This window comes from Nitrospira tepida (genome assembly GCF_947241125.1).
In the GTDB taxonomy this organism is placed as follows: domain Bacteria; phylum Nitrospirota; class Nitrospiria; order Nitrospirales; family Nitrospiraceae; genus Nitrospira_G; species Nitrospira_G tepida.
The window spans coordinates 3,287,371-3,311,720 of record NZ_OX365700.1; the positions used below are offsets into that span (position 1 = coordinate 3,287,371).

General features: G+C 62.4%; 20 protein-coding genes. 10 read left to right on the forward strand and 10 right to left on the reverse strand.

Annotated features, from left to right (window positions below; all coding sequences use genetic code 11):
- Positions 1–159: 159 nt before the first annotated feature.
- Complete coding sequence (locus QWI75_RS15590) at positions 160–951, forward strand: BON domain-containing protein (protein WP_289269505.1); 792 nt, start codon at positions 160–162, stop codon at positions 949–951.
- On the opposite strand, the gene QWI75_RS15595 is transcribed toward QWI75_RS15590, so the two are convergent.
- From QWI75_RS15595 to QWI75_RS15620, 6 genes are all read right to left on the reverse strand, one after another.
- Complete coding sequence (locus tag QWI75_RS15595) at positions 932–2,689, reverse strand: response regulator (RefSeq protein ID WP_289269506.1); 1,758 nt, start codon at positions 2,687–2,689, stop codon at positions 932–934. The two genes, QWI75_RS15590 and QWI75_RS15595, sit on opposite strands and share 20 nt — an antisense overlap.
- Before the next feature lie 35 nt (positions 2,690–2,724).
- On the reverse strand, positions 2,725–3,165 hold the full coding sequence (locus QWI75_RS15600; protein WP_289269507.1) for a response regulator: 441 nt from the start codon (positions 3,163–3,165) through the stop codon (positions 2,725–2,727).
- Positions 3,162–5,360 carry a PAS domain S-box protein gene (locus QWI75_RS15605; RefSeq protein WP_289269508.1) on the reverse strand — a complete coding sequence of 733 codons (2,199 nt, stop codon included), beginning with the start codon at positions 5,358–5,360 and terminating at the stop codon, positions 3,162–3,164. Before QWI75_RS15605 ends, QWI75_RS15600 begins: the two co-directional genes overlap by 4 nt.
- Positions 5,357–7,879 (reverse strand): PAS domain S-box protein, encoded by a 2,523-nt coding sequence (locus QWI75_RS15610; RefSeq protein ID WP_289269509.1) that lies wholly within the window; start codon positions 7,877–7,879, stop codon positions 5,357–5,359. The genes QWI75_RS15605 and QWI75_RS15610 overlap by 4 nt, the downstream gene beginning before the upstream one ends.
- Positions 7,880–7,990: 111 nt before the next feature.
- Entirely contained in the window at positions 7,991–10,222 is a 2,232-nt protein-coding gene (locus QWI75_RS15615) for a PAS domain S-box protein (protein WP_289269510.1), read from the reverse strand.
- A 444-nt stretch (positions 10,223–10,666) separates the two neighbouring features.
- Positions 10,667–11,113, reverse strand: a complete 447-nt coding sequence (locus QWI75_RS15620) for a cupredoxin domain-containing protein (protein ID WP_289269511.1) — start codon at positions 11,111–11,113, stop codon at positions 10,667–10,669.
- Between the two features lie 436 nt (positions 11,114–11,549).
- Here QWI75_RS15620 and QWI75_RS15625 point away from each other — a divergent pair, with 436 nt between their 5' ends.
- The 5 genes from QWI75_RS15625 to QWI75_RS15645 all read left to right on the forward strand — a co-directional run bounded on the left by QWI75_RS15625 (position 11,550) and on the right by QWI75_RS15645 (position 14,851).
- The gene (locus QWI75_RS15625) at positions 11,550–11,861 is read left to right on the forward strand and encodes a hypothetical protein (protein WP_289269512.1); all 312 of its coding nucleotides are present in this window, start codon (positions 11,550–11,552) and stop codon (positions 11,859–11,861) included.
- A gap of 755 nt (positions 11,862–12,616) precedes the next feature.
- Complete coding sequence (locus tag QWI75_RS15630; protein WP_289269513.1) at positions 12,617–13,315, forward strand: S16 family serine protease; 699 nt, start codon at positions 12,617–12,619, stop codon at positions 13,313–13,315.
- A gap of 79 nt (positions 13,316–13,394) precedes the next feature.
- Positions 13,395–13,772: a response regulator gene (locus QWI75_RS15635; RefSeq protein ID WP_289269514.1), complete on the forward strand. Its 378-nt coding sequence runs from the start codon at positions 13,395–13,397 to the stop codon at positions 13,770–13,772.
- Positions 13,773–13,867: 95 nt separating this feature from the next.
- Positions 13,868–14,374 (forward strand): hypothetical protein, encoded by a 507-nt coding sequence (locus QWI75_RS15640; protein ID WP_289269515.1) that lies wholly within the window; start codon positions 13,868–13,870, stop codon positions 14,372–14,374.
- A gap of 24 nt (positions 14,375–14,398) precedes the next feature.
- Positions 14,399–14,851 carry a DUF421 domain-containing protein gene (locus QWI75_RS15645; RefSeq protein WP_289269516.1) on the forward strand — a complete coding sequence of 151 codons (453 nt, stop codon included), beginning with the start codon at positions 14,399–14,401 and terminating at the stop codon, positions 14,849–14,851.
- Positions 14,852–14,909: 58 nt separating this feature from the next.
- Here QWI75_RS15645 and QWI75_RS15650 read toward each other — a convergent pair whose 3' ends face one another.
- From QWI75_RS15650 to QWI75_RS15665, 4 genes are read right to left on the reverse strand one after another with little or no spacing between them, the layout of a single operon-like run.
- On the reverse strand, positions 14,910–16,031 hold the full coding sequence (locus QWI75_RS15650; RefSeq protein ID WP_289269517.1) for an outer membrane beta-barrel protein: 1,122 nt from the start codon (positions 16,029–16,031) through the stop codon (positions 14,910–14,912).
- Positions 16,032–16,056: 25 nt separating this feature from the next.
- Positions 16,057–16,455 carry a BON domain-containing protein gene (locus tag QWI75_RS15655; protein ID WP_289269518.1) on the reverse strand — a complete coding sequence of 133 codons (399 nt, stop codon included), beginning with the start codon at positions 16,453–16,455 and terminating at the stop codon, positions 16,057–16,059.
- A gap of 24 nt (positions 16,456–16,479) precedes the next feature.
- Entirely contained in the window at positions 16,480–17,157 is a 678-nt protein-coding gene (locus QWI75_RS15660; RefSeq protein ID WP_289269519.1) for an endonuclease/exonuclease/phosphatase family protein, read from the reverse strand.
- A complete protein-coding gene (locus QWI75_RS15665) occupies positions 17,148–19,307 on the reverse strand; it encodes a VTT domain-containing protein (RefSeq protein ID WP_289269520.1) in 2,160 nt (719 codons plus the stop codon). Before QWI75_RS15665 ends, QWI75_RS15660 begins: the two co-directional genes overlap by 10 nt.
- A gap of 147 nt (positions 19,308–19,454) precedes the next feature.
- Between QWI75_RS15665 and QWI75_RS15670 the strand changes: the two genes are divergently transcribed.
- The 4 genes from QWI75_RS15670 to QWI75_RS15685 all read left to right on the forward strand — a co-directional run bounded on the left by QWI75_RS15670 (position 19,455) and on the right by QWI75_RS15685 (position 24,268).
- Positions 19,455–20,309 (forward strand): SDR family oxidoreductase, encoded by an 855-nt coding sequence (locus QWI75_RS15670; protein ID WP_289269521.1) that lies wholly within the window; start codon positions 19,455–19,457, stop codon positions 20,307–20,309.
- A 112-nt stretch (positions 20,310–20,421) separates the two neighbouring features.
- Complete coding sequence (locus QWI75_RS15675; protein ID WP_289269522.1) at positions 20,422–22,089, forward strand: alpha-amylase family protein; 1,668 nt, start codon at positions 20,422–20,424, stop codon at positions 22,087–22,089.
- Complete coding sequence (locus tag QWI75_RS15680; RefSeq protein WP_289269523.1) at positions 22,086–23,693, forward strand: alpha-amylase family glycosyl hydrolase; 1,608 nt, start codon at positions 22,086–22,088, stop codon at positions 23,691–23,693. The genes QWI75_RS15675 and QWI75_RS15680 overlap by 4 nt, the downstream gene beginning before the upstream one ends.
- A gap of 101 nt (positions 23,694–23,794) precedes the next feature.
- On the forward strand, positions 23,795–24,268 hold the full coding sequence (locus tag QWI75_RS15685; RefSeq protein WP_289269524.1) for a hypothetical protein: 474 nt from the start codon (positions 23,795–23,797) through the stop codon (positions 24,266–24,268).
- The last annotated feature ends 82 nt before the right edge of the window (positions 24,269–24,350 follow it).

Here is a 24,350-nt window from a genome sequence, read left to right on the forward strand (position 1 = left end):
CAATGGGTCCAACGCCTGGCGTCTTCGGGTACCCGTTGCTCCGTGCGTGCAACGGGTGGAACGTCACGATCCGTCATGAATCATGTGGGCTAGGGATTCTTCCAGTTCGATCCTGCTTGCCTTGCATTACGCTTATACGAGGGGCAGAAGGACAAGAGCATGTCCACTCGATCGACACGAACGTGGCGCATTGCCGCGATGCCCAGGCAGGGATCAGGCCCGCGCCCCTGCATCGGCGCCGTGGCGGTCGTCGCGCTTGCGCTCTGGACGGCGGTCGATGCGGCTCCCTGTCGCGCGCTGGAGCCTCCATCCGACGAACAGATCACCGCCGGCGTGACCCGACGGTTGACCGAACAGACTCCTCCGCTGGACCGCGTGCTCGTCCGCGTCGATCACGGCCATGTGCTCCTGTCCGGGCTTGTCCCGACCGCCAAGATGAAAACGCTGGCCACTCAGGAGACGCTTTCGGTGCCGGGTGTCCAATCCATCGCCAACAATCTCTGGATCGAGACGGAACCGCCGACCGATCAACAGATGATGCTCGCGGTCCAGGAGGCGTTGCAGCTCGGACGGTTGACGCCCGGCAATAACATCATTGTCCAAGTTTCCGAGCGAGTCGTGACGCTGGCCGGCACCGTCGGCAGCGAAGCCCAACGAGCGGACGCCTTCCGATTGGCGCAGACCGTGCCGTTGGTCGAGGACGTCCATAATCAGATCGAAGTCGCGGGGCCGGCCAGAAGCGACCCGGACATCGCCAATGAGGCCGAGACGATCTTGAGGCTGTCGCCCGACATCAGCCTCGGCAGGCTGGTCCTCCGCGTCGTCAACGGCCTCATGACGCTTGAAGGTCCCGCCGAACAGCGGGAAGCCTTGACAACGGCCGCCGCACAACTCCGGACCATCCAGGGAGTCAGGGACGTGCAGGTGAAGGTCATCGATCAGGCTCCGTGACCCCGTTCCTCGCGCCCCCGTTGCAGGCCGGCGGGGACAACGCAGTCTGGATAGCCTGATAGAGTTCGCTCGCCGCACATTCCTTGCTCACGAAGGCTGCCGCTCCCGCCGCCCGCATGGCTTCCTGCATCGACTCCGTATTGACCACCGAGAGCCCGATGACGGCCATGTTCGGCATCTCCTGTTTGATGCGCGTGGTGGCGGCAATCCCGTCCAGACGGGGCATGTTCACGTCCATCACCACCACATCCGGCCGCACCGATCGCATCGCCTCCAAGGCCTCCCACCCGTCGGCGGCCTCTCCCACGACCGTGAGGTCGTCATAGTGTTCCAGCACCCGTCGCAATCCTTCGCGGACCATGGCATGATCGTCCACCAGCAGCACTCGAGCCGGACGCTGCCCGAGCGGGATCACCGGAACCTTCGATTCACCGGCGTCGTCATGAGCCGCCGCCCGGTTCGCGGCCCCGTCCGGCGCCTGCTCCGGAGGATCGCAAGGGACGCGCAAGACGATCCGGCTCCCACAACCGGGCGTGCTTTCGATCATCATGCACCCGCCCATGGCTTCCATTCGTTCCCGCACGCTGAAAAGCCCGAATTGCTTGAGTTGCCCTCCCGCGTGCCCCATGGCAACCGAGGCCGGGTCGAACCCGCAGCCGCGATCTTCGACCGTGACCTCCAGCTCTCCCTTCGGGGTACAGCCCACGGTCACCGTGGCCTGCGAAGTCCCCGCATGCTTGACCACGTTGAACAGCAACTCGCGCACCGATTGAAACAACAGCACCGTGTGGTCCTCGACCGGCTTGGGCATGACGGCCTGGGTGATCACCTCGACGGTCAGGCCATGGGTGCGCATGCGCTCCGCGAGCCAGCAGAGGGCGGAAGCCAGCCCGAATTCTTGCAGCATGGGCGGCGCCAGCTCCGCCATCACCGACCGGGTATAGTCGAGAGAGTCGTGAAAGATCTGATCGACCTCCTTCAGCGCGGCCGCCGCCCGTTGATCGGAGATCTGCTGGTGGATCTGCTGCAGCTTGATGCGGCCCAGCACGAGCAGTTGGGCCAGATAGTCATGCAGCTCGCCGGCCAGCCGCCGCCGTTCCCGCTCCTCCGTCAGGGTCAGCTCGGAAGCCAGCGACCGCAGCCGTTCCTGGGACTGTTTGAGCTCGCTCGTGCGCCGGGCCACCCGGCGTTCGAGCTCCGCCTCGCTCTGCCGCAACACGTGCTCGATACGCCGGCGTTCCGCCAGCTCGTGGGCCAGTGATCGGTTCGCCTGCTCCAGCTCAACCGTCCGCTCGGCGATCCTCCGCTCCAGCTCTTCGTTCAACCGGCGGAGCGCATCCTGGGCGGCCTGGGCCTGCTCGCGAAGGCGTTTTTGCTCCAGCGCGTGCCGGATCGCCTCGCCGAGCCGGCTCAGCCGATCCTTCATCAGATAATCGGCGGCCCCGGCCCGCAGGAGCGCCACGGCCTGTTCCTCGCCGATGGCGGCGGAGACCACCACGAACGGAATGTCGCTGCCCAGCGCCCGGACGTGCGACAACGCCTGCGCGGCGCTGAACTGGGGCAATCGATTGTCCGACAGGATGACGTCGTAGGAGCGGCCGAGGTGCTCCAGAAAAGCCTCCTCGGTCTCGACCCGGTTCCAGACCGGTTGAAACCCGGCCCGTCGCAGTTCACGCGCGGCCAGCTCGGCGTCGGATTCTTCGTCCTCGACGATCAGGACTCGAAGGATCTCGGGCATGCCGTCGCTCTCGTTCACCGGGGCCGCCATGAGCCCTACCGGGGCGCTTCGTTCAACAACAGCCAGTAGAGGCCCAACTGCCGGACGGCCTCGTTGAACTGCTGAAAGTCCACCGGCTTCACGATGTAGCTGTTCACGCCGAGCCGGTAACTCTCCACGATGTCGCGCTCTTCCTTGGACGATGTCAGGACGACGATGGGAATCTTGCGCGTGCCTTCCTCGCTCTTGCAGCGGCGCAAGACTTCCAAGCCGTCGACCTTCGGCAGCTTCAAATCGAGCAGGACCAGCTTGGGGACGCGCCTGTCGGCTCGATGCGCGTACTTGCCGGTGCCGAACAGGTATTCCAACGCTTCGGCCCCGTCGGTGACGACCTGAACATGGTTCGTCACCTGATTCTTCTGCAGCGCGCGCAGGGTCAACTCCACGTCTTCCGGACTGTCCTCCACCAGCAGGATTTCCACTCCGTTGATCGTCATAGGGCCTTCTCCAAGGTGAAAGAGAGCGTCGCGCCTTCGCCGAGCCGGCCTTCCGCCCACACCCGGCCGCCGTGCCGCGTGATGATGCGGTGCACGATCGCCAATCCGACGCCGGTGCCCTCGAATTCATCGGCGCGATGCAGCCGCTGAAACACGCCGAACAGCTTGCTCACATATTTCTGATCGAACCCCACGCCGTTGTCCGCCACATGGATGACGATCCGATCCGCCGCCTCTTCATCGGGCCGCCACCCGACTTCGACCCGCGCCTGTTCCCGATGCGCCGTATACTTGACGGCATTGGCGAGCAGGTTCATCCAGACCAGCCGCAACAGGCGGCGGTCCGCCAGGCACTGGGGCAGGTCGGCGACCGTCAACTCGACGGCCCTCCCTTCCCGCTGCGGCTTCAGGTCCGTCCACACCTCTCCCACGAGTTTGTTCAGGTCCACGGGCCGGCAATCTACCGCAGCCCGGCCGACCCGGGAAAACTCCAGCAGATCGTCGATCAAGTCGCCCATGCGCTGCGCGCCCTTCTGGATCGTCCGCACATGGCGCTGAGCTTCCGGATCCAACGTCGCCCCGAAATCTTCCATCAAGATCCTCGCGAACCCGGCCATAGTCCGGACCGGAGCCCGCAGGTCGTGCGAGACCGTGTAGGTAAAGGCTTCCAACTCGCGATTCGCAGCCAGGATCGCCTCCTCCGCCCTCTTGCGTTCGGTCACGTCCACGACGGTGCAGAGCGTCATCATGCCCTGAAGAGTCTCGATCGGCGTCAGCCCCATCTCCATGGGAAATTCCCTCCCGCTCTTATGCAGACCGGAAAAGGCCGCTCCGTTGTCCATGGTCTTGAAGGATGTTTCACCGGCGGCCTGCCCGCGATGAAGTTGAAGCGCAGCTTCTTCCCGCAGGCGCTCCGGCAGGAGCATGTCAACGGGACGATTGAGCAATTCCTCTCGCTTGTAGCCGAAGATCCGTTCGATCGCCCGGTTCACGAGCGCAATCCGGCCTCGAGCGTCGACCGTCAAGATGCCGTTCGGCGATTGCTCGACAAGCTGCTGGAACTGCGTCTCGATGAGCTTGCGCTGGGTATTGTCCCTCCACACCTTGGTGAATCCCCGCAGGGTGCCCGTCTCGTCCCGGAGCGGCGTCGTCACGATATGGGCCCAGAAACGTGACCCGTCCTTCCGCATCCGCCACCCTTCCTGTTCATACATCCCGCGGGCCGACGCCTGCTCCAGCTCAACCGTCCAAGCGTCGCGCGCCTGAGGATCGAAGAACAATGACAGGGGTTTTCCGATAACTTCCTCCTGTGCATAGCCGGTGAAGCGCTGCGCGCCGGCGTTCCACGTCGCGACGCGTCCGTCCGGATCGAGCATGATGATGGCGTAGTCGCGGACCTGTTCGACCATCACCCTGTGCCGCTCCTCGCTCTCGCTCACGGCTTCCTCGGCCCGTTTGATGACGGTCATATCGCGTGAGGTCGAAACCAGCCTCGTCGGCTGCCCATCAAGCCCCCGGACGGTGCCGATGATCACATCCCACCACTTGGGCGTGCCCTTGGCCGTCGGACAGAACCCTTGAAACCGGGCCGTCCCGTTGGCCACCGCCTCCTGCACGGCGGCCTGAACCGTCCCTTTCGAGGATTCGGGCCAGAGATCCCACCAATATCGTCCAAGGACCGAGGCTGCATTCTCGATTTCCATGAGACAGAGCCCCTGGGGGTTGAGGCTCAAGAGACGGCCTTCCCGGTCCAGAATGTTCATGCAATCCGGACTGCTCTCCACGACAGCGCGGTTGAAGGCTTCGCTTTCCTTGAGCGCCTCTTGAGACCAGCGGACCCGCTCTTCAATCGTCCTTGACTTCAGCAGCACGGCGGTCAGCACCCAGAGAACCATCGCGCCCATCAGCCGGTTATAGGCGGCCGTCTCCAGAATCGACCCACCGGGCGGGCTCACGAAATAGCCCGCGACGATCAAGGCCGACGAAGCGGCCGCGGCGGCGAGCGTGATCGCCGCCGACCGGGGCGACAGCCTGGTCGAATACCAGACCGGAAACACATAGAGGAACCACACCGAGTAGCCCAGCGGCGTGACGCTGTCGAGCGTGAAGATGCCCAGCAGGCCGGCCATGATGACCGCCATGGCCAGATGCCGGTGCACCTGCGCCTTATCCGGAATGACGGAGGCGTCCGTCATGGCCGCTCCGTCGATTCCCCGGACGAGCTGGTTGCGGACCTGATGAGCCGGTAGAGCTGATCCGCGGCCGAGTCCTTGGTGAGATAGGCGGCGGCCCCCGCCGCCCGCATCGTCTCTTCCATCAGCGCGTCCTGATGCACGGAGAGGCCGACGACCGTGATGGACGGCTGTTCGCGTTTCAACCGCTTGGTGGCTTCCACCCCGTCCAGGCGCGGCATGTTGATGTCCATGACCACCACGTCTGGGGAGAGCCGGCCGGCCAACTCGACCGCTTCCTGTCCGTCCATCGCCTCTCCGACCACCTGCAACTCCGGATAGCCTTCCAGAATGCTCCGCAGGCCCTGTCGCACCAGCGCATGGTCGTCCGCCAACAGTACGCGCAATCCACCGGCCCGCCTCACCGGACTCTTCGCGTGTCCGGTTCCGGAAACGGCCGGCACCGCGTCGTTCGTCGCCGCCGGATTCCCTCCATGACAGGGCATCGCCAACAACGCGCGGGTTCCTCGGCCCGGAGCGGACTGCACGTCGAACCGGCCTCCCATGGCCTCCATCCGCTCGCGGATGCTGAAGTGCCCGAATCCCGAGCCGGGCCGCCGTTCTTTCGATGACTCGGTCAAATCAAAACCGCACCCGTCGTCCTGCACGGCGATCTGCAACTCACCGGCGGGATTCACGCCGATCGACACCGCCGCCCGGCTCGCCCGCGCATGCTTCACCACATTGAACAGCAGCTCGCGCACCGATTGAAACAGGAGAATGGCCTGGTCCTCGGTCAACGACGATACCGGCTGGTCGGCCTCGATCGTCACTTCGAGTCCGTGCAATTGCTTTTGCTCGGCGAGCCATTGCAACGCCATCACAAGCCCGAACTGATGCAGGACCGGCGGGCTGAGCGTCGCCACCAGCGAGCGGGTGTAGTTCAAGGCCTCGCCGAGGAGCCGATCGGCGTCGCGCACGCCGGCACGATGGTCGCCGTCCGAGGCGTAGGCCTGCTGGATTTTCATGCGCACGACCACGAGCAACTGGGCCAAATAGTCGTGGAGATCAGTGGCCAGCCGCTGCCGCTCCCGCTGTTCCGCCAGCGTCAACTGGGCAGCCAGACCCCGCAGCCGCTCGCGCGAGGCGACCAACTCCCGCGTCCGTTCGGCGACGGACCGCTCCAGTTCCTGAGTCCATTGCCATCGTTGCGATTCGGTCTTCTTCCGGTCGGTCATGTCCGTGGAGACCCCGACCAGGGCCCAGGGTGCTCCTTGCGCATCCATCAGGGGCGTCTTGACCGACGCATAGATATGGACGCCGTCCCGGAGCGGCACCCGCTCCTCGAACTCCATCGTCCGCCCTTCGCGGAAGACGGTCCGGTTGTTCAGCTCGAACCCGGCGGCGACCTCCGGCGGAAACAAATCGGCAATCGATTGGCCGACGACGGCTTCGTTGGTCACGCCGAACAGCCGCTCGAATTCCCGATTGATATGGAGAAACCGGTTGTCGGGCGTCATCAGATAGATCACTGCCGCGGTGTTCTGGAGAATCGCGTTGAGCCGCGCTTCGCTTTCCCGCAGCGCGCCCTCGGTCCGGTGGTGCTGGATCAGGTCCGCGGCTTGCCTCGCAAAGAGATCCACGAGACAAAGCGTCCGTTCCGACGGCCGACGGGGCTCATGGAAACAGGTGGACAACAGGCCGAGGAATTGGCCCGTGCGGCTGAGCAAGGGAATAGACTGCATCGCCTGCACGCCTGCGGCCAGCAACGCCGCGGCGGCGGGACTGCCGGCGCAGGCCGGATCCGTGCGAAGATCCTCCACCACCAGCCGCTGCGCCTGCTTGGCGAGAGCGAGACAGGCGCCCTGTTCGTTGGTCGCCCAATCGAAGACGCTCAAGGTCTGTGGCGAGAACCCCCGCTGGACGAGCACCTCCAGAGTGCCCGCGGCGGGATTGAACAACTGGATCAGGCCCTTGTCCGCCTTGGTGAAAAAGATCGAGGCATCCAGCACTTCTTGCAGCAGTGACGAGAGGCGCCCTTCCTGCAAAAAGCGTGTGCCGATCTCGTGCAGCCGGACCAGCCCTCCCAGCTCGTTGATCAACTGGTCGCTCAGCGTTCTCAGGTCCCGCTCGATCTCCTTCCGTTCGGTGATATCGAGCATCGACCCGGCATGGCCGAGGAAGACTCCCTCCTCTGACAGACGAGGCCGGCCGACAACCATGACCCAGCGAAAGGCCCCTGTCACGTCCCGCAGCCGGCAGTCCATCGTGAAGAACAGGCATTGTTCGACGGCATCCGCCAGCACGCGGCCAGCCCGGTCCCGATCTTCGGCATGAACGGCATCGAGCCAGCCATGACCGAGCCAGGCGGCTTCGGCTTGCCCGGTCAGCTCCTCCCACCTTCGATTGAAGAAGGTGCCGGCACCCGTCTCATCCGTCATCCACAGAATGGCCGGGGCGGTATCGACCAGGGCACGGATCTGGTCGTCCGGCAGGGAGGCCGGTCGGTTCTCCTGGTCTGGTTGATCCTGAGGAAACGGCACTGGTTGATTCTCTGATCTTGTCACGAGAGCAGAATCGAGCGACGGATCACGGGGGCTCCATTATGGAGGATGTTGGGACCGGAACGGCCTAGGGGAACCCCTAGCCTTCAATCAGGCGTCGGCGCGCGGCGTCGCTTGGGATCGGTCTTCCCAAATGCGCCGGACGATGTTGTAGAGATCGGTGGCCATCCCATCCTTGACGAGAAAGGCCGCCGCTCCCGCCTCCTTCATCGCTTGCTGGACGCGTTCGTCCTGCTCGACGGAAAGACCGATCACTTTGACGTTCGGCAGGGCCCGCACGATCCGTTTGGTCGCCTCCACCCCGTCCACCTTCGGCATATACACATCCAGGATGACGAGTTCCGGCTGGAGCCGGCAGGCCAGCTCGACGGCCTGGGCGCCATCTTCCGCCTCCGCGACGATTTCGACCGGCACATCCGGGTAGGTCTCCAACAGACAGCGAATGCCCTGGCGCACCATAGCCCGGTCATCGGCCAGCAGGCAGGTCAGGTCGGCCGCCAGAGCGGCCGGCTTTTCCACCTGCAACGGCACCCGCAATTCAACGCGGCAGCCCTGCCCCGGAGCGGACGAGAGGCGCACGCTGCCGCCGAGCGCATCCAACCGCTCCTGGATGCTGAAGAGCCCGAAGCGCGAGCCAGCTCCGGCTCCCTCATCCGACAGTTTTCCGGCGTCAAACCCCTTGCCGCCGTCCGACACGGCCACGACCAGCGAGTCCCCTTCCATCCTCACCGTCACGGCGGCTTCGCCGACGCCCGCATGTTTGAGCACGTTGAAGAGCAGCTCGCGCACGGACTGATACAACAAGACCGCCTGCTCGTCTTTCAGCGGCGGCACGCCGTCCGCCGCCTCGACCGTCACCGTCAGCCCCTGCCGGCCCATCCATTCGCCGAGCCATCGAACAGCCGCGACCAATCCGGCTTCATAGAGGACGCGCGGACTCAGTTGCGCGACCAATGTGCGGGTGTAGGCCAGTGATTCGTCGAGCATGCTTCGCATCTCCGTCAACTGTTGCCTGACCGCAGCCTCTTCCGTGCGCCGCATCGCCTGGTGAAGCTTGATGCCGCAGACGACCAGCAGTTGCGCCAAGTAATCGTGCAGATCCTTGGCAAGCTGCTTGCGTTCGCGCTGCTCCGCCATGGTCAGCTCGGTCGCCATGCGGCGCAGCAACGCCGTTTTCCGTTCCAGCACCTCCGTCCGCTTGGCCACCTGGTCTTCCAGGCGGGCGTTCAGTTCCTGAAGCGCCATTTCCGTCCGCTTCAGGTCGGTCACATCCGTGATGAGTCCTCCATAATAGAGGGCTTCGCGGTCGGAGGCGTCTTCGACAGGAACCGCCCGATGCTTGACGTAACGGACCGTCCCGTCCCGGACGTGCAGGATCCGGTGTTCGCAGTCGATTTGATCTCGCCGAATGACGGCCTCACGGATCGTCCGGATCACGGACTCCCGATCGTCGGGGTGGAGGATCGATTCCCAGACATTCGCGCAGCGGTAGGATTCTTCCTCGGTCAAACCGGTCCATTCGGTCCAGAGCTTGGACACGAATGTCACGGCGAACCGCTGGTCGGGGACGGCCCGGTACACGGCCTCTGGCACGCTGGTCACGAGCAGCCGGTATTGTTCTTCCCGCCGCCTCAGGTTCCGTTCCAGTTCCTTCCGGTAGCTGATGTCGATCACCGTGCAGAGCACCAGATTCTTGCCCGAAAGCCGCAGGGGCGTTAGCGCGATCTCGACCGGGACGTGCTCGCCGCCGTTTCGGCGCAGCCAGAGGTCCCGGCCGATTCCCATGACGCGCGACACCGGCCTCTCCATGAATTTCTCGCGGAAGGCGGTATGACCCTGCCGAAGCTGCTCGGGAATCAACTGCTCCACCGATTGGCCCAACAGCTCCTCCCTCCGATAGCCGCTCAATCGTTCCACCAGGCCGTTGACCTGCCGGATGATCCCTGCGGCATCCACGATCAGCATGCCGGTGGGGGCCGATTCGATGATGGATGACACGTTGCGTTCGGCCTGGCGTCGCTGGGCGCGGAACCAGGCCGCGCCCCAGATAGCCAGCACGCTGATGGCGCGATTGACGTAGGCCATCCAGTAGGGGCCGTCGCCCGGAGCGGAGAACGGGATGTCGATGACGATCAAGACCGTACAGAGACCCGCGGCCGCATACATGATCCAGTCCGGCCGGATCAACGAGGTCATGGCGATCACCGTGACATAGAGGATACCGACGGCCAGGCCGGCCGGGAGTTGAAGGTCGAGCAGGAAAATGGCGAGGGCTGTCAGCAGACTGGCGGCCAGCAGTCCGGGCCGATCTGGAAGCGACATGGAGCGCGAAGGAGGAGAGGATGAAGCCAAGCGATCGGGGTCGGTGTCGATCCTTGGTGAGGAGTGGTTCATTGTGCCATCGCGGAAGGGTGGCATCATACCCTTCCTGGCAATCTGGTACAAGCCGAGGTAGCTGTCTGGTAGAACTCACAGGCCGATCACGGCACAAGGCCTTCTTCCGGTTCGATCCGCTCCTCCCGAATCAATAGTGCACGGCACAACAATTCCAGATCCTGGCTCATCAAGCTGATCATCGATTTCAGGTGATCGTACAGGGCGGCCCGGATTCGCAACTCCTGGCTGTTGTAGGCACAGGGGCGCCGCCCTCGCCGACAAACAGGCGGAGCCGGAGGCGCTCTTCACCGCTTCCCGGTTCGCCCAGATAGGTTTCCTGTTTCCAGCTTGCAAGGAGCTGTTCTCGCGGCCAACACCGGTGCCTTCTGGCTACTGCACCGTAATGGTGCCTTGCGTGTCCGGAGCCTTGTCGTCGGAGGAATCGGACTTGACGGCGTACCGGGCGGTGCCGAGACGGGTGAAACAGAGGCTCGCCGTCTCGTTGGGATCGAGCGTGGTGACATTGTCGGTACCCATGCCCAAGGCTTTGGTGAATCCTTTCTTGCATGAGATGCTGTGATCGATCGGATCGAGGAAGGTGATCGTCACCGGGTGCCGGCGTTGATTGAGCCATCGCACCTCGTCGCCCGCATTCACCGTCAGCGACTCCGGCGTGACCGTTTCCTTGATCAGGACGTTCTTGACGGCGCCGGTTCTGGTGCCGGCTTCCGTCTCCGCTGCCGTGGTCTTCGCCGAAGGCGAATGGGACGCGCAGGCGGTCATGACCAGCGCCGCCGCGAGCAAGGGCATGATCGAAGCAGAGGTCAGGCGGTTCATCGAAGGTCCTCCTTCTGTCGTGGTGGACAAACGTTCCAACATTCCAACAGGGCCCGCGGCGAGGACCCTCGCGCGGGCCCAATTCCTCTTTGCCGCCACACTAGATTCACAAACCATCGCCGAACACTAGGACAACGCCCGGTTTGAGCGATAATTGCTCCCTGGTTACGCACATTGATCCGGGAGGAATTGTCCAAGCCATAAGACAATTCATTCCGTTCGTCGGACGGCAGTCTTTCCATCATGGCTGATAGACCTAGTCATAAACCCTGGATCTCTGTCGCAGGAACCCCAGCCTGAGTTGAGTTTCGCGAGGATAGAGAGCGGCATGATACGGGAATCATTTTTGCACAGAAAGGTGTGCGACTCGTCTTCTGGGTAGTCACACCAATTCTTAAGAATGAGGAAGCTCTTAAGAACGATGGAGGTGAGAACGATGAATGCGATCGCCTTGTTTCTTGCGTTGGTCTTGAATGGTAATCCGACTTGCCCGGCGGAAACGCCAGATCGCGCAACGATGGGGAATCACATTGTGCAGGTCCAGGTTTATAACTGTTTTTGGCGAGAACAGGCTCAACCCTCTCACCAATTTGTCGTGGTATCGCCGGTTTGTTCGACTTATGTGGCGCAACCGATCCTTATCAAGGAGTCCCATGAACGGAAAGGTTGGGTCTTGAACCGTTTCGGCGAGTTTTATCCGGCAAGCGTCAATATCGAGATGATGGAGGTCTATACACCTCCCTGCTGAGAGAAGAAAGTCAGACCGTCGGCGTGACCGATGTTTCCAAACGAGGACATTGGATCTCAGAGTCAGGGGGCGCGACCGTGCTCGCGAGCGCATCGAAGGCCATGCCGCTTCGTCGAGGCGACAGTGAAAGGGTATATCGACCAAGACCGGAAAGTGACAATTGGATTTCGCCCGTTCGGCTGAGTCTATCGACCTCCAATAATATCTGGTTCCACGTGAAGGGGAGACATGCTTGCATTAATGCTTCGAGACTACACCCTGGGTTATACCCGATCGTTCGCAAGATCAGACGGGTAATTGGCTGGACCCGGTCTGTGATGAGCTCCCTTTCATCCGCAGAGCTGGCTCCGCCGAGGGCATATCGCTCGATACAGACCGGGCAATAGCCATGAGTCAATTTGTAGTCGTTCCCGCGAAGACGATGTCGCTCCAGATAGGAATTGAGATCGTGCCACAAGCTTTCATCATCATGGTCCGATGTCGGTTCAGGCTCTCGCACGAGTCCACAGACGTAGCACACCTGTAACGAGAGCTGTTTGACCACGGTGCTCATGGCGGTCCCAACATTGGCCTCAACCGGACATAGGATGGCTGTTCATAGACAACCATCATACTAGGATGATCCCTAGGGTGCGCATGAAGCTGAACCGGGGACGCTCCCAGGTGCAACGGCGGTCGGCCCGCCATATGGTCAATAGCTAGGAATGTAGCTCCATACCATCGGCAGGTAGCTGGAAAACAAGGAGATTTTCGTGATGTCATCGCATCCACGCCGTTGGTTCGTGTCACCCTTGGCCACGATCTTCAGCCTGGCACTGGGATGCGTGTGGCAGATGAGCATGGCGGCGCCCGTGGCAACCGCCGGGATGGAGCGCAGCCAAATCATTACTTTTCTCGGGGTCAGCGTTCCCCATCACGCCTGGGATTACGGTCGGGGTGCGGTCGGCCGGATGGTCGTCGAATGGGAGCAGCGCAAGGATCGCCATGGGATCATGGTGAGTTTTCTTCAAGGGAGGGGCTCGTTGAGTTCCGGCACCGAACTCGCCATCCTGCTGGCCATCGATCGGGCCGCGCATGCCGCGGGTTTGCAGACGGACAGTTGGACGGTCACGTTTAAGGTCCACGAGCCGGCCGGAACCATTTACGGCGACAGCCTCTCGGGGTTGGCGGGGTTGACTGTCGTCGCACTGGCCAAGGGGGATATCATACCCTCCGACCGCACCATGACCGGCACGATCACCCAGGACGGCGGCATCGGCCCGGTCAGCTCGATCCCGCTCAAAATCGAGGCGGCTTCGAAGCAACATCTCCGGCGCGTGATCATTCCGGACGAGCTTGATATCACCGATTCGGACTGGGTCAATCCATTTCTCATGCAGGTTTCGCCGATCCAATCGGCAGCCCTCGCCTATCAGGCGCTGACTGATCACTCGATGAAACCGACGCATGAATAGGCCTGTCATCCCAGGCCATGATGACATCTGCCCATTCCATCCTCACTCCTGCGAATGAGTCCCACAAGAGGAGGCCACGATGGAAACCTATGAAAAATGCATCCTCCTGGTCGAAGATGATCAAGATATCCGGTACCTCCTATGCGATCTCCTGACCGAAGAAGGATACAAGGTCTATGAAGCCAGTAATGGCACAGAGGCCGTACAGGCCATGAATCGACGACAGTATGATGTTGTGTTGTCCGACTATCACATGCCGCAAATGGACGGTCTGAAGTTTCTCACGATCAGCCAATCTCTCTGGCCGGAAACACCCGTTGTCTTGACCTCGTCTGATCCCGATCTCATGGAAAAAGCGATGCAGAAAGGACGGGGCGCGTATGCATGCCTGCCGAAGCCGTTCGAATTGGATCGCCTTCTGCAGGTCATTCACGACGCCGTGCAGGTGCGCGGGTGAACGATGGGACGTATAACATACGAACCGACCCCCGCTGTCCTTAACAGACGAATGGTCACGGCTTTCAAGCCCAGGAAGTGATCAGGAGCCTTGGTATGGGCGCCCCGATCATTCGCATCGGCGAGTTGGAGATTAACCAGGACTTGTCGGTTCAGGTCCTCACGTGGAACATCCAGCGGGCCGGGTGGGCTGTGATGGGCTTCATCACAATGCTGGCTTTGGCCGGCCTGTTCGGCCACGGCCCTATCAGCAAGGTCATGGAGGGCGAGGTTTCCGAGGGCCTGCATGTCGAATACGAGCGGTTCGGCCGCCAACAAAGCCCGACTGAAGTCCGCGCGTTGGTCCGCCCGACGCATGACGGCCCTCCCTCTCTCTGGATCGAGCAGTCGTATCTCGCACAGGTAGAAATCCAGCAGATCGTTCCGCAGCCTGAGCACGCGACCTTGACAGATGGCGGGGTGCGTTTCGAGTGGCGGACCGATAGCCGCGAACCCGCCATGGTGACGTTTTACCTGCAGCCCCACACCGTCGGTCCGCTATCGGGAGCACTCCACGCATCCGGCCAGGCGGACGCACGGATACAGCAGTTCATCTATCCCTAACCCGGCGCAACCAAAGGAGCGATTATGGATGCCATCATCCGAGCGTTGGTTGTCTATGTTGTATTGTTGATCGTGTTTCGATTGGCAGGCCGGCGAACCTTGAGCGATATGACCAGCTTTGATTTCGTGCTGTTGCTGATCATCAGCGAGGCCACGCAAAATGCCATGCTCGGCAACGATTATTCGATAACCAACGGCATCCTGGTCATCATCACCTTGGTGGGGCTGGACATTCTCCTGACCAACTGGAAACATCGGAGCGCCTTCATTGAACGCTGGCTGGACGGACTTCCGATGGTGATCGTGGAGCATGGTCGCCCATTGAAGACGTTGATGGATCGGGCCAGGCTCGATGAGGAAGACATATTGGCCGCCGCTCGAAAATCACAGGGCTTGGAGCGAATGGAGCAGATCAAGTATGCCGTGCTGGAAGTGGGGGGCGGGATTTCGATTATTCCGCACAAGCAGGCCGAATGACAGGCATGAGATGCTCACCAATTACTTGATGTATGTCATGTAAGACATTCTATTCTTGCTATGAATCGAAGGCCAAGACGAGGGACAACAACAGCAGGTGTTGGCTCGGGACCAACCGCGGCACGCCGGGCGCCATGTCCCCGCCTTTAAAGAACCCGCCGTCCTGTCCAGTCGAGTGGTCATAACGGTATTCTAGGCGCGTCAGCCATAATTGCGGCCTGACATGGCGTCGGTACTCGAGCGTGGTGGTGACCGCCCACAGCAGTTGTTCGAACTCGGTCAGGCGTCCGTTTCGGTCCCAAAACCATTCCGGCCTCACCGCCAGGCTCCACGGCCCGCTGATGTCCCAGCGGGTAAAGAGCGCCGCACCCGTCCAAAACGTCCGCGCCTGATTCGGTTGATCGGCGGCCCGTTCTGTGCCGATATCATAGGCGAGGACGATCGTGACCTCGTCCCCACGCCACTGAACCTGCGTGTCGGAGAAGAATCGCCAAAACCGGAGCGATGTGTCCGCCTGATCCGGTCCGTAATAGAGATTCTGGGCGACGACGAGCCGCTTGGTGACTCGCCAGTCCAATTCCGCACCGTAGCTGGGGAGGTCGTTGGCATGGGCGAGGTATTGAAACCCGTTCATCACGTGGAATCCCACATCGACGTTGTGATTGATCGCGTAGCGGCTCCCCACGCCGAAGACAAAATTCGGGGAATAATCGGTGAGATACGACCGGGAATAGTTGAAATTGTGCTTGGCGTAAAATGACTCAAAGTTGATATAGCCCTTCATCAGGCCCGCCGTCAGCAGGAGACCCGAGCCGATCGGGGCCAGATAGCTCACGTTGGCGCGGGCGAGATGCCGCAACAGGTCCGCTCCGGGGACCGGGCGATCCCGGCCGTCTTGCTCGCGCGGCACCAGCGCGTCGGTGTCGTAGCCGGCCTGCGCGGCGAGCTCCATCCCCCAATCGCGCGCTCGATGCGGTTCCTTATGCACATAGCCGAGCGCCATGTTCGGCGAGACCTCATTCGTGCGCGGAGTCGTTTGTTTGCTGCGGAACTGATGATTCTCCGGAAAATTAAAATTGAGGCCGTAGCTGACATCGAGAAGGGCTCCATACTGCCAGGGATTCGGTTCGGTCTTCTCCGGCATGGATTCGGCGGCGCCCGGCCCGGCGCACAGCACCATGCCGGCGCATACGACGGGCAAGACCTTAAGGTTGCACTTGCACCTTATTGACCACGGCCGTGACGCCGTCCACTCCCCGCGCGAGTTGCCCGGCTCGTTCCTTGAATGCATACAGATCCACTTCTCCGCTGAGGTAGACGGTGTCGCCGTCGACGGTCACGTCCACTTGCAGCAGATTCACGGCTGGCTCGTCATAGAGGACCTGCTTGACCGCACGCCCAAGCTCGTCGTCCGTTTTCCGGACCCGGCATGCGCCGTTTCCTGTGATCGCGAATGCGATAAGGACGATCAGGGCCGTCCATTGCCCTGCGGTGATCAGGCGGGCACCTTCCCCTTCCGTGCTCTTCACCGGACGGTACGCGCTGGTTGGCTTATCCATCCCATCGGCGGTCTGGACCATGGGAGAGGGCCGCGTGAGCGCCATTATCGCCTCCATCCGTCGCTCTTCCTACCATTCCACCGCGGCCTTGAGCGGGAGATGGTCGGAAGCTTGGCGCGAGCGCGGCGTCTTGTGCACCTCCATGCGCAAGAGCGTCGCCGGCGGGCGGACCCAAATCCGGTCCAGCGCGAAGATCGGAACGGCCGACGGAAAGGTGCGCAAGGCCGGCGCATGGCCGAAGATGCGCTTGATCCACCGAAGCGGCCTGCCCCACAGGAACCACTCGTTCAAATCTCCCATCAGAACACAGTGGCGACGCGAAAAGCGTTTCAGCAGTTCCTCGACCTGAAGACGCCGTTCCCAGGGCCTGAGTCCCAGATGCGTGGCGATCACTTGAAGCCGTTCCCCATTGCACGCGATCTCCATATCGATTGCGCCACGAGGTTCCCGCCCCGGCTGGCTGAGGTCCATCAGCCGCACGTCCGCCGGGGAACAGCGGGTCAAGACCGCATTGCCGTAATGTCCCTTGCGCTCGAGCAAGGTCGGGCCGGCGATGGGCGTGAGCTTGACCTCGTGCGCGAGCCGCCACAACAGTTCGAGCCCGTGGTGTCCCGGCGAGTCCACCTCTTGCAGCGCCACGATGTCGGCATCCAGCTCCCTCAACACCTCGACGATGCGGCCTGGATCATATCGGCCGTCGAGGCCGACGCAACCATGGATGTTGTAGGTCGCCAGGGTCAGCCGCATTCCGCCTTCATGCCTTCCGTCCGCGGGATCGCGGTACGCCTGGCCAGCCATCGTCTGAGCCACCACAAGCCGCCGAGGATCGCGGCGGCCGAGCCTGCCAGGAGGGCATAGCTGGCTGCGCCCGGATGGCGAATCGTGCTGGTGATCTGATCCACGAAGATCGACAACGCGATCAAGCCAGGCAGCTCGCCGATGATCGTGCCTATGAGAAAGTCTCTGGTACGGATATGGGTGGCCCCGGCGATCATATTGACTACCGTGAATGGAGCGACGGGCAGCACCCGCACGGTGACGACGGCCAGGACGCCCTTCTCGGCGAGGCGATGGCTGAGGCGATGCAAGCGGCGGGACCAGCGCTCGACCGCCTTGCGTCCCATCAAGCGTCCGATCAGAAACGTCAGCCACGCGCTCAACGTCATGCCGATGAAGGAATAGATGAATCCGTGAATTGGCCCAAACGTCAGGATGGCGGCGGCGATTAGGACCGTCACGGGGGCCACCAGCAATCCTCCGAGGAGGAACACGCCGACCGTGATGAAGGGCGCGGCAGGACTCCGCTCGAATGCCTCCGCGTACGCCAAGAGCCGGGACAACTCCAGCCATTCGCCGAGTGGCGACCACCGCCAGGCCGCTGCCAATGCCACGACCGCCAGCAACATCCCCGCCCCCATCGCCAGTTGCCGGCGGGCCGAGGGACGATGTTCGACAGGGATGAGCTGAGCGTCGTAGGGACGGCTCGGATCGACGAATTCCTCATCCGGAACCAGCTCGTCCACTTCCGGCGGAATCTGCTGGTCAAAGATTGCCAATGAGCGGCCGTCGCCGCGGAGCGAGTTGATCGCGGCGATCAGACCGGGGGCCTCCTCCAGCGCCCGCTCGACATCCTCGGGAGACACATTCAGATGCTCCGCCAACAGACCGTTACGGAAGGCCGCCACCCGCGCTTCCAGCCGGGGATCTCCGCCGGCATGAAAGGCCACGTCACATTCCGAATCCAACCCCATGGAACGATTGCTCATGTTCGCGGACCCGATGCGCACATAGGCGTTGTCGATCACGCAGACTTTGCTGTGCATGCTGATGCATTGCCCCCGAAAATCCGAAAGCCGCGGGTAATACAGGCCGAGACGCCGGCGCCGATCCATGCTTTGCAGAAACGCGAGCACCCGGCCGCGCAGGACATCCATCGTATGCTGTTCCAGCCATCCGTCGCTGTTCGGATGCAGAATCATCACGATGTCCGGCCCGTCCGGCTCCTGCAGGCGTTCGGCCAAGACGGCGGCCAAGATCTTGGAGGTAAAATACTGTGTCTCGATATAAATGGAGCGGCGGGCGGCGCGAAGCAGATCCACCAACAACCGCTCCACCTCGCGAATTTCCGGTTGTTGTTCCCCTTCCGGCATCGTCCGCGCGATCGCCATCCGAATGTCTTGGACGTGGGGAACGACTGAGGCGGGCCAAGGGTCTGCTCCTGTACGTGACGGGGCAGCCGGAATCAGGCGCCCGGTGGCGGTCCGCCACCGCTGCCTCGCCAGTTGGCCCAGAGCAGCCGCCGCAGGTCCATCGACGACCATCTGGACGTCATGGAACGGCCGGCAGGGGCTGCCGTCGGAGAGCATCACCCGGCCGGGATGGTCGGCCCGATGTTCCGGCGTGTCCCAGCGGCAGGACGCGAAATCGAGCCCGCCGACAAAGGCCACGGCATCGTCGATCACGACGATCTTCTGATGATGGGAGGCGCCGACCGGGTGAGCGCCGTCTTTCACGAAGTGGAGCCGGCGCTGGGCCAGGAGATGGGACGGCAGCCACCACTGCCGTTCTCTGAAATAGATGACGTGGAAATCCCAGACCAGCACGTAGATATGAAGCCTGCGGCGGCGGACCAGCAGCGCGCTCAGGAACGGTCCCAACCGATCCGGATAGCCGTCCGGCTCGCGATCGACAACCAACCGGACCCGCGTGTCGAAGTCCCACCCGAGGATGACCAGCGAGTGGCGCGCCAGAAGCGCCGCTTCACGGAACGCCGTGAAGTAGGCCTGGCCGTCCACCAAAAACGCGGCGCGTGAGCAAGGCTCGACACGCCAGCAGTTATGGCCGGGATCAAACAACCGGCCCGGCTGGACTGTGCGGGCTTCCGGACTGAGTACCATCCCTCGCTCAGTTGACCATTTCCCGACCAGGTCCCGAACCTAGGCATGATCCTAGTCTCTTTCGGCGCCTTCTCATTCGTATGTTGGATCATGAGATCATCAACTCTCAGCCGTGCTTCCATCAAGAGGGAAAGGAGTGCGTGGACCATGTCAACACCGCAACGGCCGCCTCAGCAGCAACATCGGCAGCCAGGTCTGGAATCAGACATGACGCCTCGACCGAAGACAGAGGATCAGAAGCATCACGGTAGAGGCAAGCTCGCGGGCAAGGCGGCGCTCATCAGCGGCGGTGACAGCGGCATCGGACGGGCGGCGGCCGTGGCGTTCGCCCGGGAGGGCGCCGACGTGGCCGTGCTGTATTTCGACGAGCACAAGGATGCAGAGGAGACCAAACAGTTGGTCGAACAGGAAGGGCGCCGTTGTCTCGCATTATCCGGCGATATCGGCGATGCCGCGTGGTGCGGGCAGGCGGTCGAGCAGACCGTGCGGGAATTCGGACGGCTCGACATCCTCGTCAACAACGCCGCCGAACAACACCCTCAAGACGGGATCGAGAAGATCACCCCCTCTCAATTGGAGCGGACGTTTCGCACCAATATCTTCTCGTACTTCTACCTGACGCAGGCGGCTCTCCGCCATCTGGGCGAGGGTTCGACGATTATCAATACGACGTCGGTGACCGCCTACAAGGGCAGCGCGCACCTTCTGGACTATTCGGCTACCAAAGGCGCCATTGTCTCATTGACTCGCTCCCTCTCGCTGTCGTTGGCCGAGCACAAAATTCGCGTCAATGCCGTGGCCCCTGGTCCGGTCTGGACGCCGCTGATTCCCTCGACGTTCCCCCCGGATAAGGTCGCCAGTTTCGGGTCGGACGTTCCGCTACATCGGGCCGGGCAGCCGGAAGAGATCGCCCCCTGTTACGTCTTTCTGGCTTCGGAAGACAGCTCCTACATGACCGGCCAAGTGCTGCACCCGAACGGCGGCACGGTGATCAACGGGTAGCCATGCGGGCGGGTCCGTATTCTCAGGTCCCCGGTCACGAGCCTGCTCTCCCGGGACTCACTGACGGCGCCGGCCACCGCCCCGAGCCGCACGGCTGGTGAAGAGCTGATCGATGGATGAACGAGAGCGTCCGCTTTGGTACAAGAACGCGGTGATCTACGGGCTCGACGTCGCCACGTTTCAGGATTCCAACGGCGATGGAGTGGGTGATTTTCCAGGCCTGTGCCGGCGTCTGGATTATCTCGCCGACCTCGGCGTGACCTGCCTGTGGCTGCTTCCGATGTTTCCCACGCCGGACCGGGATAACGGCTACGATGTCATGGATTACTTCGGCATCGATCCGCGGTTGGGCACCTTCGACGACTTTCTGATGTTCGTGCGCAAGGCCGGAGAGCGGGGTCTTCGCGTCATTCTCGACCTGGTCATGGACCATACCTCCAACGAGCATCCCTGGTTTCGCGCGGCTCGGCACGATCCCGCGTCCCGGTTTCGCCGATACTACACCTGGACCGACATGCCCCCGCCCACCGAGCCGGGACAGGGAAATATCTTTGCGGGCCAAGAATCCTCGGTGTGGACGTTCGACGAGATCGCCGGCCAATACTATTACCATCGCTTTTACCATTTCGAACCGGACCTCGACGTAACCTGTCCGGAGGTCCGGGAGGAGATCAAGCGCGTCATCGATTTCTGGCTGTCCTTCGGCATCTCAGGATTCCGGGTGGACGCCGTCTCGCACATGATCGAATCGCCGCTTCCAAGTCCGGATCCCGCGTTGCGCCATGATGCGCATCACATCCTGCGGGATCTGCGCGCCTTCACGTCATCCCGGCGCGCCGATGCGGCGCTTCTCGGGGAAGCCGACGTGGAGCCAAATGAGTTGGCGGCGTTCTTCGGCGAGGGCAACGAGCTTCACCTGCTCTACAACTTCCTGCTCGATAATTACCTGTTTCTGGCGCTGGCGACCGGCCGAGCTGAACCGATCGGGCGGGCCCTTCGCTTGTTGCCGTCCATCCCTGAAGGGTGCCAATGGGTGAACTTTCTCCGGAACCTGGACGAATTGGATCTGGAGCGTCTGACGGAAGACGAGCGTGAGTCGGTCTACGACGCCTTCGCGCCCGATCAGGAGATGCGCATCTTCGGCAGGGGCATCCGCCGCCGGCTGGCTCCGATGCTGGGCGACCGCCGAAGGCTGGAGCTGGCAATGAGCCTGCTCTTTTCTCTTCCGGGCGCGCCCATGCTTGTCTACGGCGATGAAATCGGCATGGGTGACGACCTTTCCTTGGACGGCCGCAACGCGGTGCGGACTCCCATGCAGTGGAGCAAAGCCCGCCACGGCGGATTTTCCACGGCGCCGACACGCACGCTGACGATGCCGGTCGTGGCCAAAGGGCCGTTCCGATACCGACAGGTTAACGTGGAGGCGCAGGCGGGCGATCCGGAGTCGGTCCTCAACGCGATCAAGCGGTTCATCCGGCTCCGACGCGAATGTCCGGAATGGGGCTCCGGCCTGTGTCGAGTGTGGCAGACGGGCGAGCCGAGCGTCTTCGTCCATAGCTGCGAATGGAGAGGGAAGCGGCTCGTGGCCGCCCACAACTTCGCCAACAAATCGGGCATCGTGCACCTCGAACAGGAGCCGCACCATACGCTGGTCCCGCTCTGTTCAAGCCGTCATCGCGAGGCGCCGGCCCCGCCCCGACTGGAATTGGACCCCTATGGATACGTCTGGTATCGGGTCCTGAACCGGACTGCTCAGACGATCGGCGCCAGCGTGACATGATGAACGCTTCCACAGCCGGCTCCGCCGTTCAGTGGTGGCAGCGCGGGATCATCTATCAGATTTATCCCCGTTCGTTCGCCGACAGCAACGGCGACGGCCTCGGCGACCTGCCGGGCATCATCGGGAAGCTCGACTACCTCCGCTGGCTCGGGGTGGACGCCATCTGGCTCTCGCCGATCTATCCTTCGCCGATGGCGGACTTCGGTTACGATATTTCCGACTACACGGCCGTCCATCCGATGTTCGGGACCATGGAGGATTTCGACCGACTGCTGGCGTCGGCCCATGCGCTCGGCCTCAAGGTCCTTCTCGACCTGGTGCCCAACCATACGTCTGACCAACATCCCTGGTTCCTTGAATCCCGCGCGTCGCGCAACAATCCGAAACGGAACTGGTACATCTGGAAGGACCCGGCCCCTGACGGCGGCCCACCGAACAATTGGCTCAGCACCTTCGGCGGCAGCGCCTGGGAATTCGACCGGCGCACCGCCCAGTACTACTACCATGCGTATCTGAAAGAGCAGCCGGACTTGAATTGGCGCCAGCCGGCGGTCCAAGAGGCCGTCCACGGCGTGATGCGCTTCTGGTTGGATCGCGGCGCAGACGGGTTTCGCGTGGACGTGATCTGGCACCTCATCAAGGACTCGGAATTCCGCGCCAACCCGCCCAATCCCGAATATCGCCCGGGCGAGTGGGCCTATCGCCAGTTGCTGGCCACCTATACCACCGATCGACCGGAGATCCATCAGATCATCGCGGGAATGCGGGCCGTCATGGACGGCTATCGGGATCGTCTGATGATCGGCGAGGTGTACCTGCCGGTGGAGCGGCTCGTGACCTATTACGGCGCCGGTGGCGACGGCCTCCATTTGCCGTTCAATTTTCAGTTGATCGAGTTGCCATGGCGGGCCGACGCCATTGCCTCCGCGGTGCAGGCCTATGAGGCGGCGCTGCCCCCTTATGGCTGGCCCAATTGGGTGCTCGGAAATCACGACAAGCCCCGCATCGCGAGCCGCGTCGGCCGCGCGCAGGCCCGCATTGCCGCCCTGTTGCTGCTCACCCTGCGCGGCACGCCCACGCTCTATTATGGAGACGAGATCGGAATGACCGACGTGCCGATCCCACCCGAATTCATCCAGGACCCTTGGGAAAAGAATGTTCCAGGCTTCGGCTTCGGCCGCGATCCCGTCCGGACCCCGATGCAATGGGATGGTTCCCCGCAAGCCGGCTTTACCGCCGGCACGCCCTGGTTGCCGATCTCCCCGTTCGCGGCGACCACTAACGTCGCGGCAGAGCGCGACGATCCCACATCCCTGCTCTCGCTCTATCGACGACTGATCCAACTGCGGCGGGCCGAAGCGGCCCTCTCTGTCGGCTCATATAGACCAGGACTCGCCGAGGGAGACCTGTTGTGCTATTACCGAGAATCGGTCTCGAATCGGTTCCTGATCGCGCTCAATTTCTCAAATCGGCCGAAGTTGACCCTTTGCCCGGGCCGCGGCGCCATCGCCCTGTCGACGCATCTCGATCGGCAGGATGCCCCTTGCGAAGACAAACTGGAGCTTCGGCAGCACGAGGGTGTCATCGTGAGGCTCCTGTCATGATAGCCAGTCTCTGGATGGGGAGATGTCGTGTCTGGTATGCGTCGCACCAGCCGGAGTGGTGCGATGCGGATCACGAATGACCCGAATGGAAGGAGTGAAGCATGGCCCCGACCCTGACCATACCGGACACGCCGGCGCGTGTGCCGCAACAGACACATGAAGGCATCAACCGGCAAATCCGTGGCGAAACCGAACGCCGTATCGCCTCCTACCGCCATCGTGGTTCACGAGCCATCCGCCGGCGGTTGGCCGAGTTGGATCGCGAATGGGATATCGAGCGGACGCTCGAAAGCAACGCCGCCTTCGTCTCGCTGATCGGACTGGGCTTGGGACGTTTCGTGAACCGCCGCTGGTATCTCCTGCCCGGGCTCGTCGCGGCGTTTCTCTTCCAGCATGCCGTGCAGGGTTGGTGTCCGCCCCTGCCGATGTTCCGCCGCATGGGCCTCCGAACGGCACGGGAGATCGGCTACGAACGGTATGCGCTCAAGGCCCTGCGGGGCGACTTCAAGGAGCTGGACGAGCGCGGCGCGAGGGAGATGATTCCGAGGCAGTTGCTTGAGATGATGGCGCGCTAGCCAATCGAGAGCGACCATAACGGCCCTCTCTCGGTCATCCGATCGGTCAGGTCACACCTTCGTCCTTGCCGCGACCTCGGAT

Bases quoted from the DNA above. Each gene is read 5' to 3' on its own strand.
- QWI75_RS15590 (WP_289269505.1), top strand. From the start codon at position 160: ATGTCCACTCGATCGACACGAACGTGGCGCATTGCCGCGATGCCCAGG.
- QWI75_RS15595 (WP_289269506.1), bottom strand. From the start codon at position 2,689: ATGCCCGAGATCCTTCGAGTCCTGATCGTCGAGGACGAAGAATCCGAC.
- QWI75_RS15600 (WP_289269507.1), bottom strand. From the start codon at position 3,165: ATGACGATCAACGGAGTGGAAATCCTGCTGGTGGAGGACAGTCCGGAA.
- QWI75_RS15605 (WP_289269508.1), bottom strand. From the start codon at position 5,360: ATGACGGACGCCTCCGTCATTCCGGATAAGGCGCAGGTGCACCGGCAT.
- QWI75_RS15615 (WP_289269510.1), bottom strand. From the start codon at position 10,222: ATGTCGCTTCCAGATCGGCCCGGACTGCTGGCCGCCAGTCTGCTGACA.
- QWI75_RS15620 (WP_289269511.1), bottom strand. From the start codon at position 11,113: ATGAACCGCCTGACCTCTGCTTCGATCATGCCCTTGCTCGCGGCGGCG.
- QWI75_RS15625 (WP_289269512.1), top strand. From the start codon at position 11,550: ATGAATGCGATCGCCTTGTTTCTTGCGTTGGTCTTGAATGGTAATCCG.
- QWI75_RS15630 (WP_289269513.1), top strand. From the start codon at position 12,617: ATGTCATCGCATCCACGCCGTTGGTTCGTGTCACCCTTGGCCACGATC.
- QWI75_RS15635 (WP_289269514.1), top strand. From the start codon at position 13,395: ATGGAAACCTATGAAAAATGCATCCTCCTGGTCGAAGATGATCAAGAT.
- QWI75_RS15640 (WP_289269515.1), top strand. From the start codon at position 13,868: ATGGGCGCCCCGATCATTCGCATCGGCGAGTTGGAGATTAACCAGGAC.
- QWI75_RS15645 (WP_289269516.1), top strand. From the start codon at position 14,399: ATGGATGCCATCATCCGAGCGTTGGTTGTCTATGTTGTATTGTTGATC.
- QWI75_RS15650 (WP_289269517.1), bottom strand. From the start codon at position 16,031: ATGGTGCTGTGCGCCGGGCCGGGCGCCGCCGAATCCATGCCGGAGAAG.
- QWI75_RS15655 (WP_289269518.1), bottom strand. From the start codon at position 16,455: ATGGCGCTCACGCGGCCCTCTCCCATGGTCCAGACCGCCGATGGGATG.
- QWI75_RS15660 (WP_289269519.1), bottom strand. From the start codon at position 17,157: ATGCGGCTGACCCTGGCGACCTACAACATCCATGGTTGCGTCGGCCTC.
- QWI75_RS15665 (WP_289269520.1), bottom strand. From the start codon at position 19,307: ATGGTACTCAGTCCGGAAGCCCGCACAGTCCAGCCGGGCCGGTTGTTT.
- QWI75_RS15670 (WP_289269521.1), top strand. From the start codon at position 19,455: ATGTCAACACCGCAACGGCCGCCTCAGCAGCAACATCGGCAGCCAGGT.
- QWI75_RS15675 (WP_289269522.1), top strand. From the start codon at position 20,422: ATGGATGAACGAGAGCGTCCGCTTTGGTACAAGAACGCGGTGATCTAC.
- QWI75_RS15680 (WP_289269523.1), top strand. From the start codon at position 22,086: ATGATGAACGCTTCCACAGCCGGCTCCGCCGTTCAGTGGTGGCAGCGC.
- QWI75_RS15685 (WP_289269524.1), top strand. From the start codon at position 23,795: ATGGCCCCGACCCTGACCATACCGGACACGCCGGCGCGTGTGCCGCAA.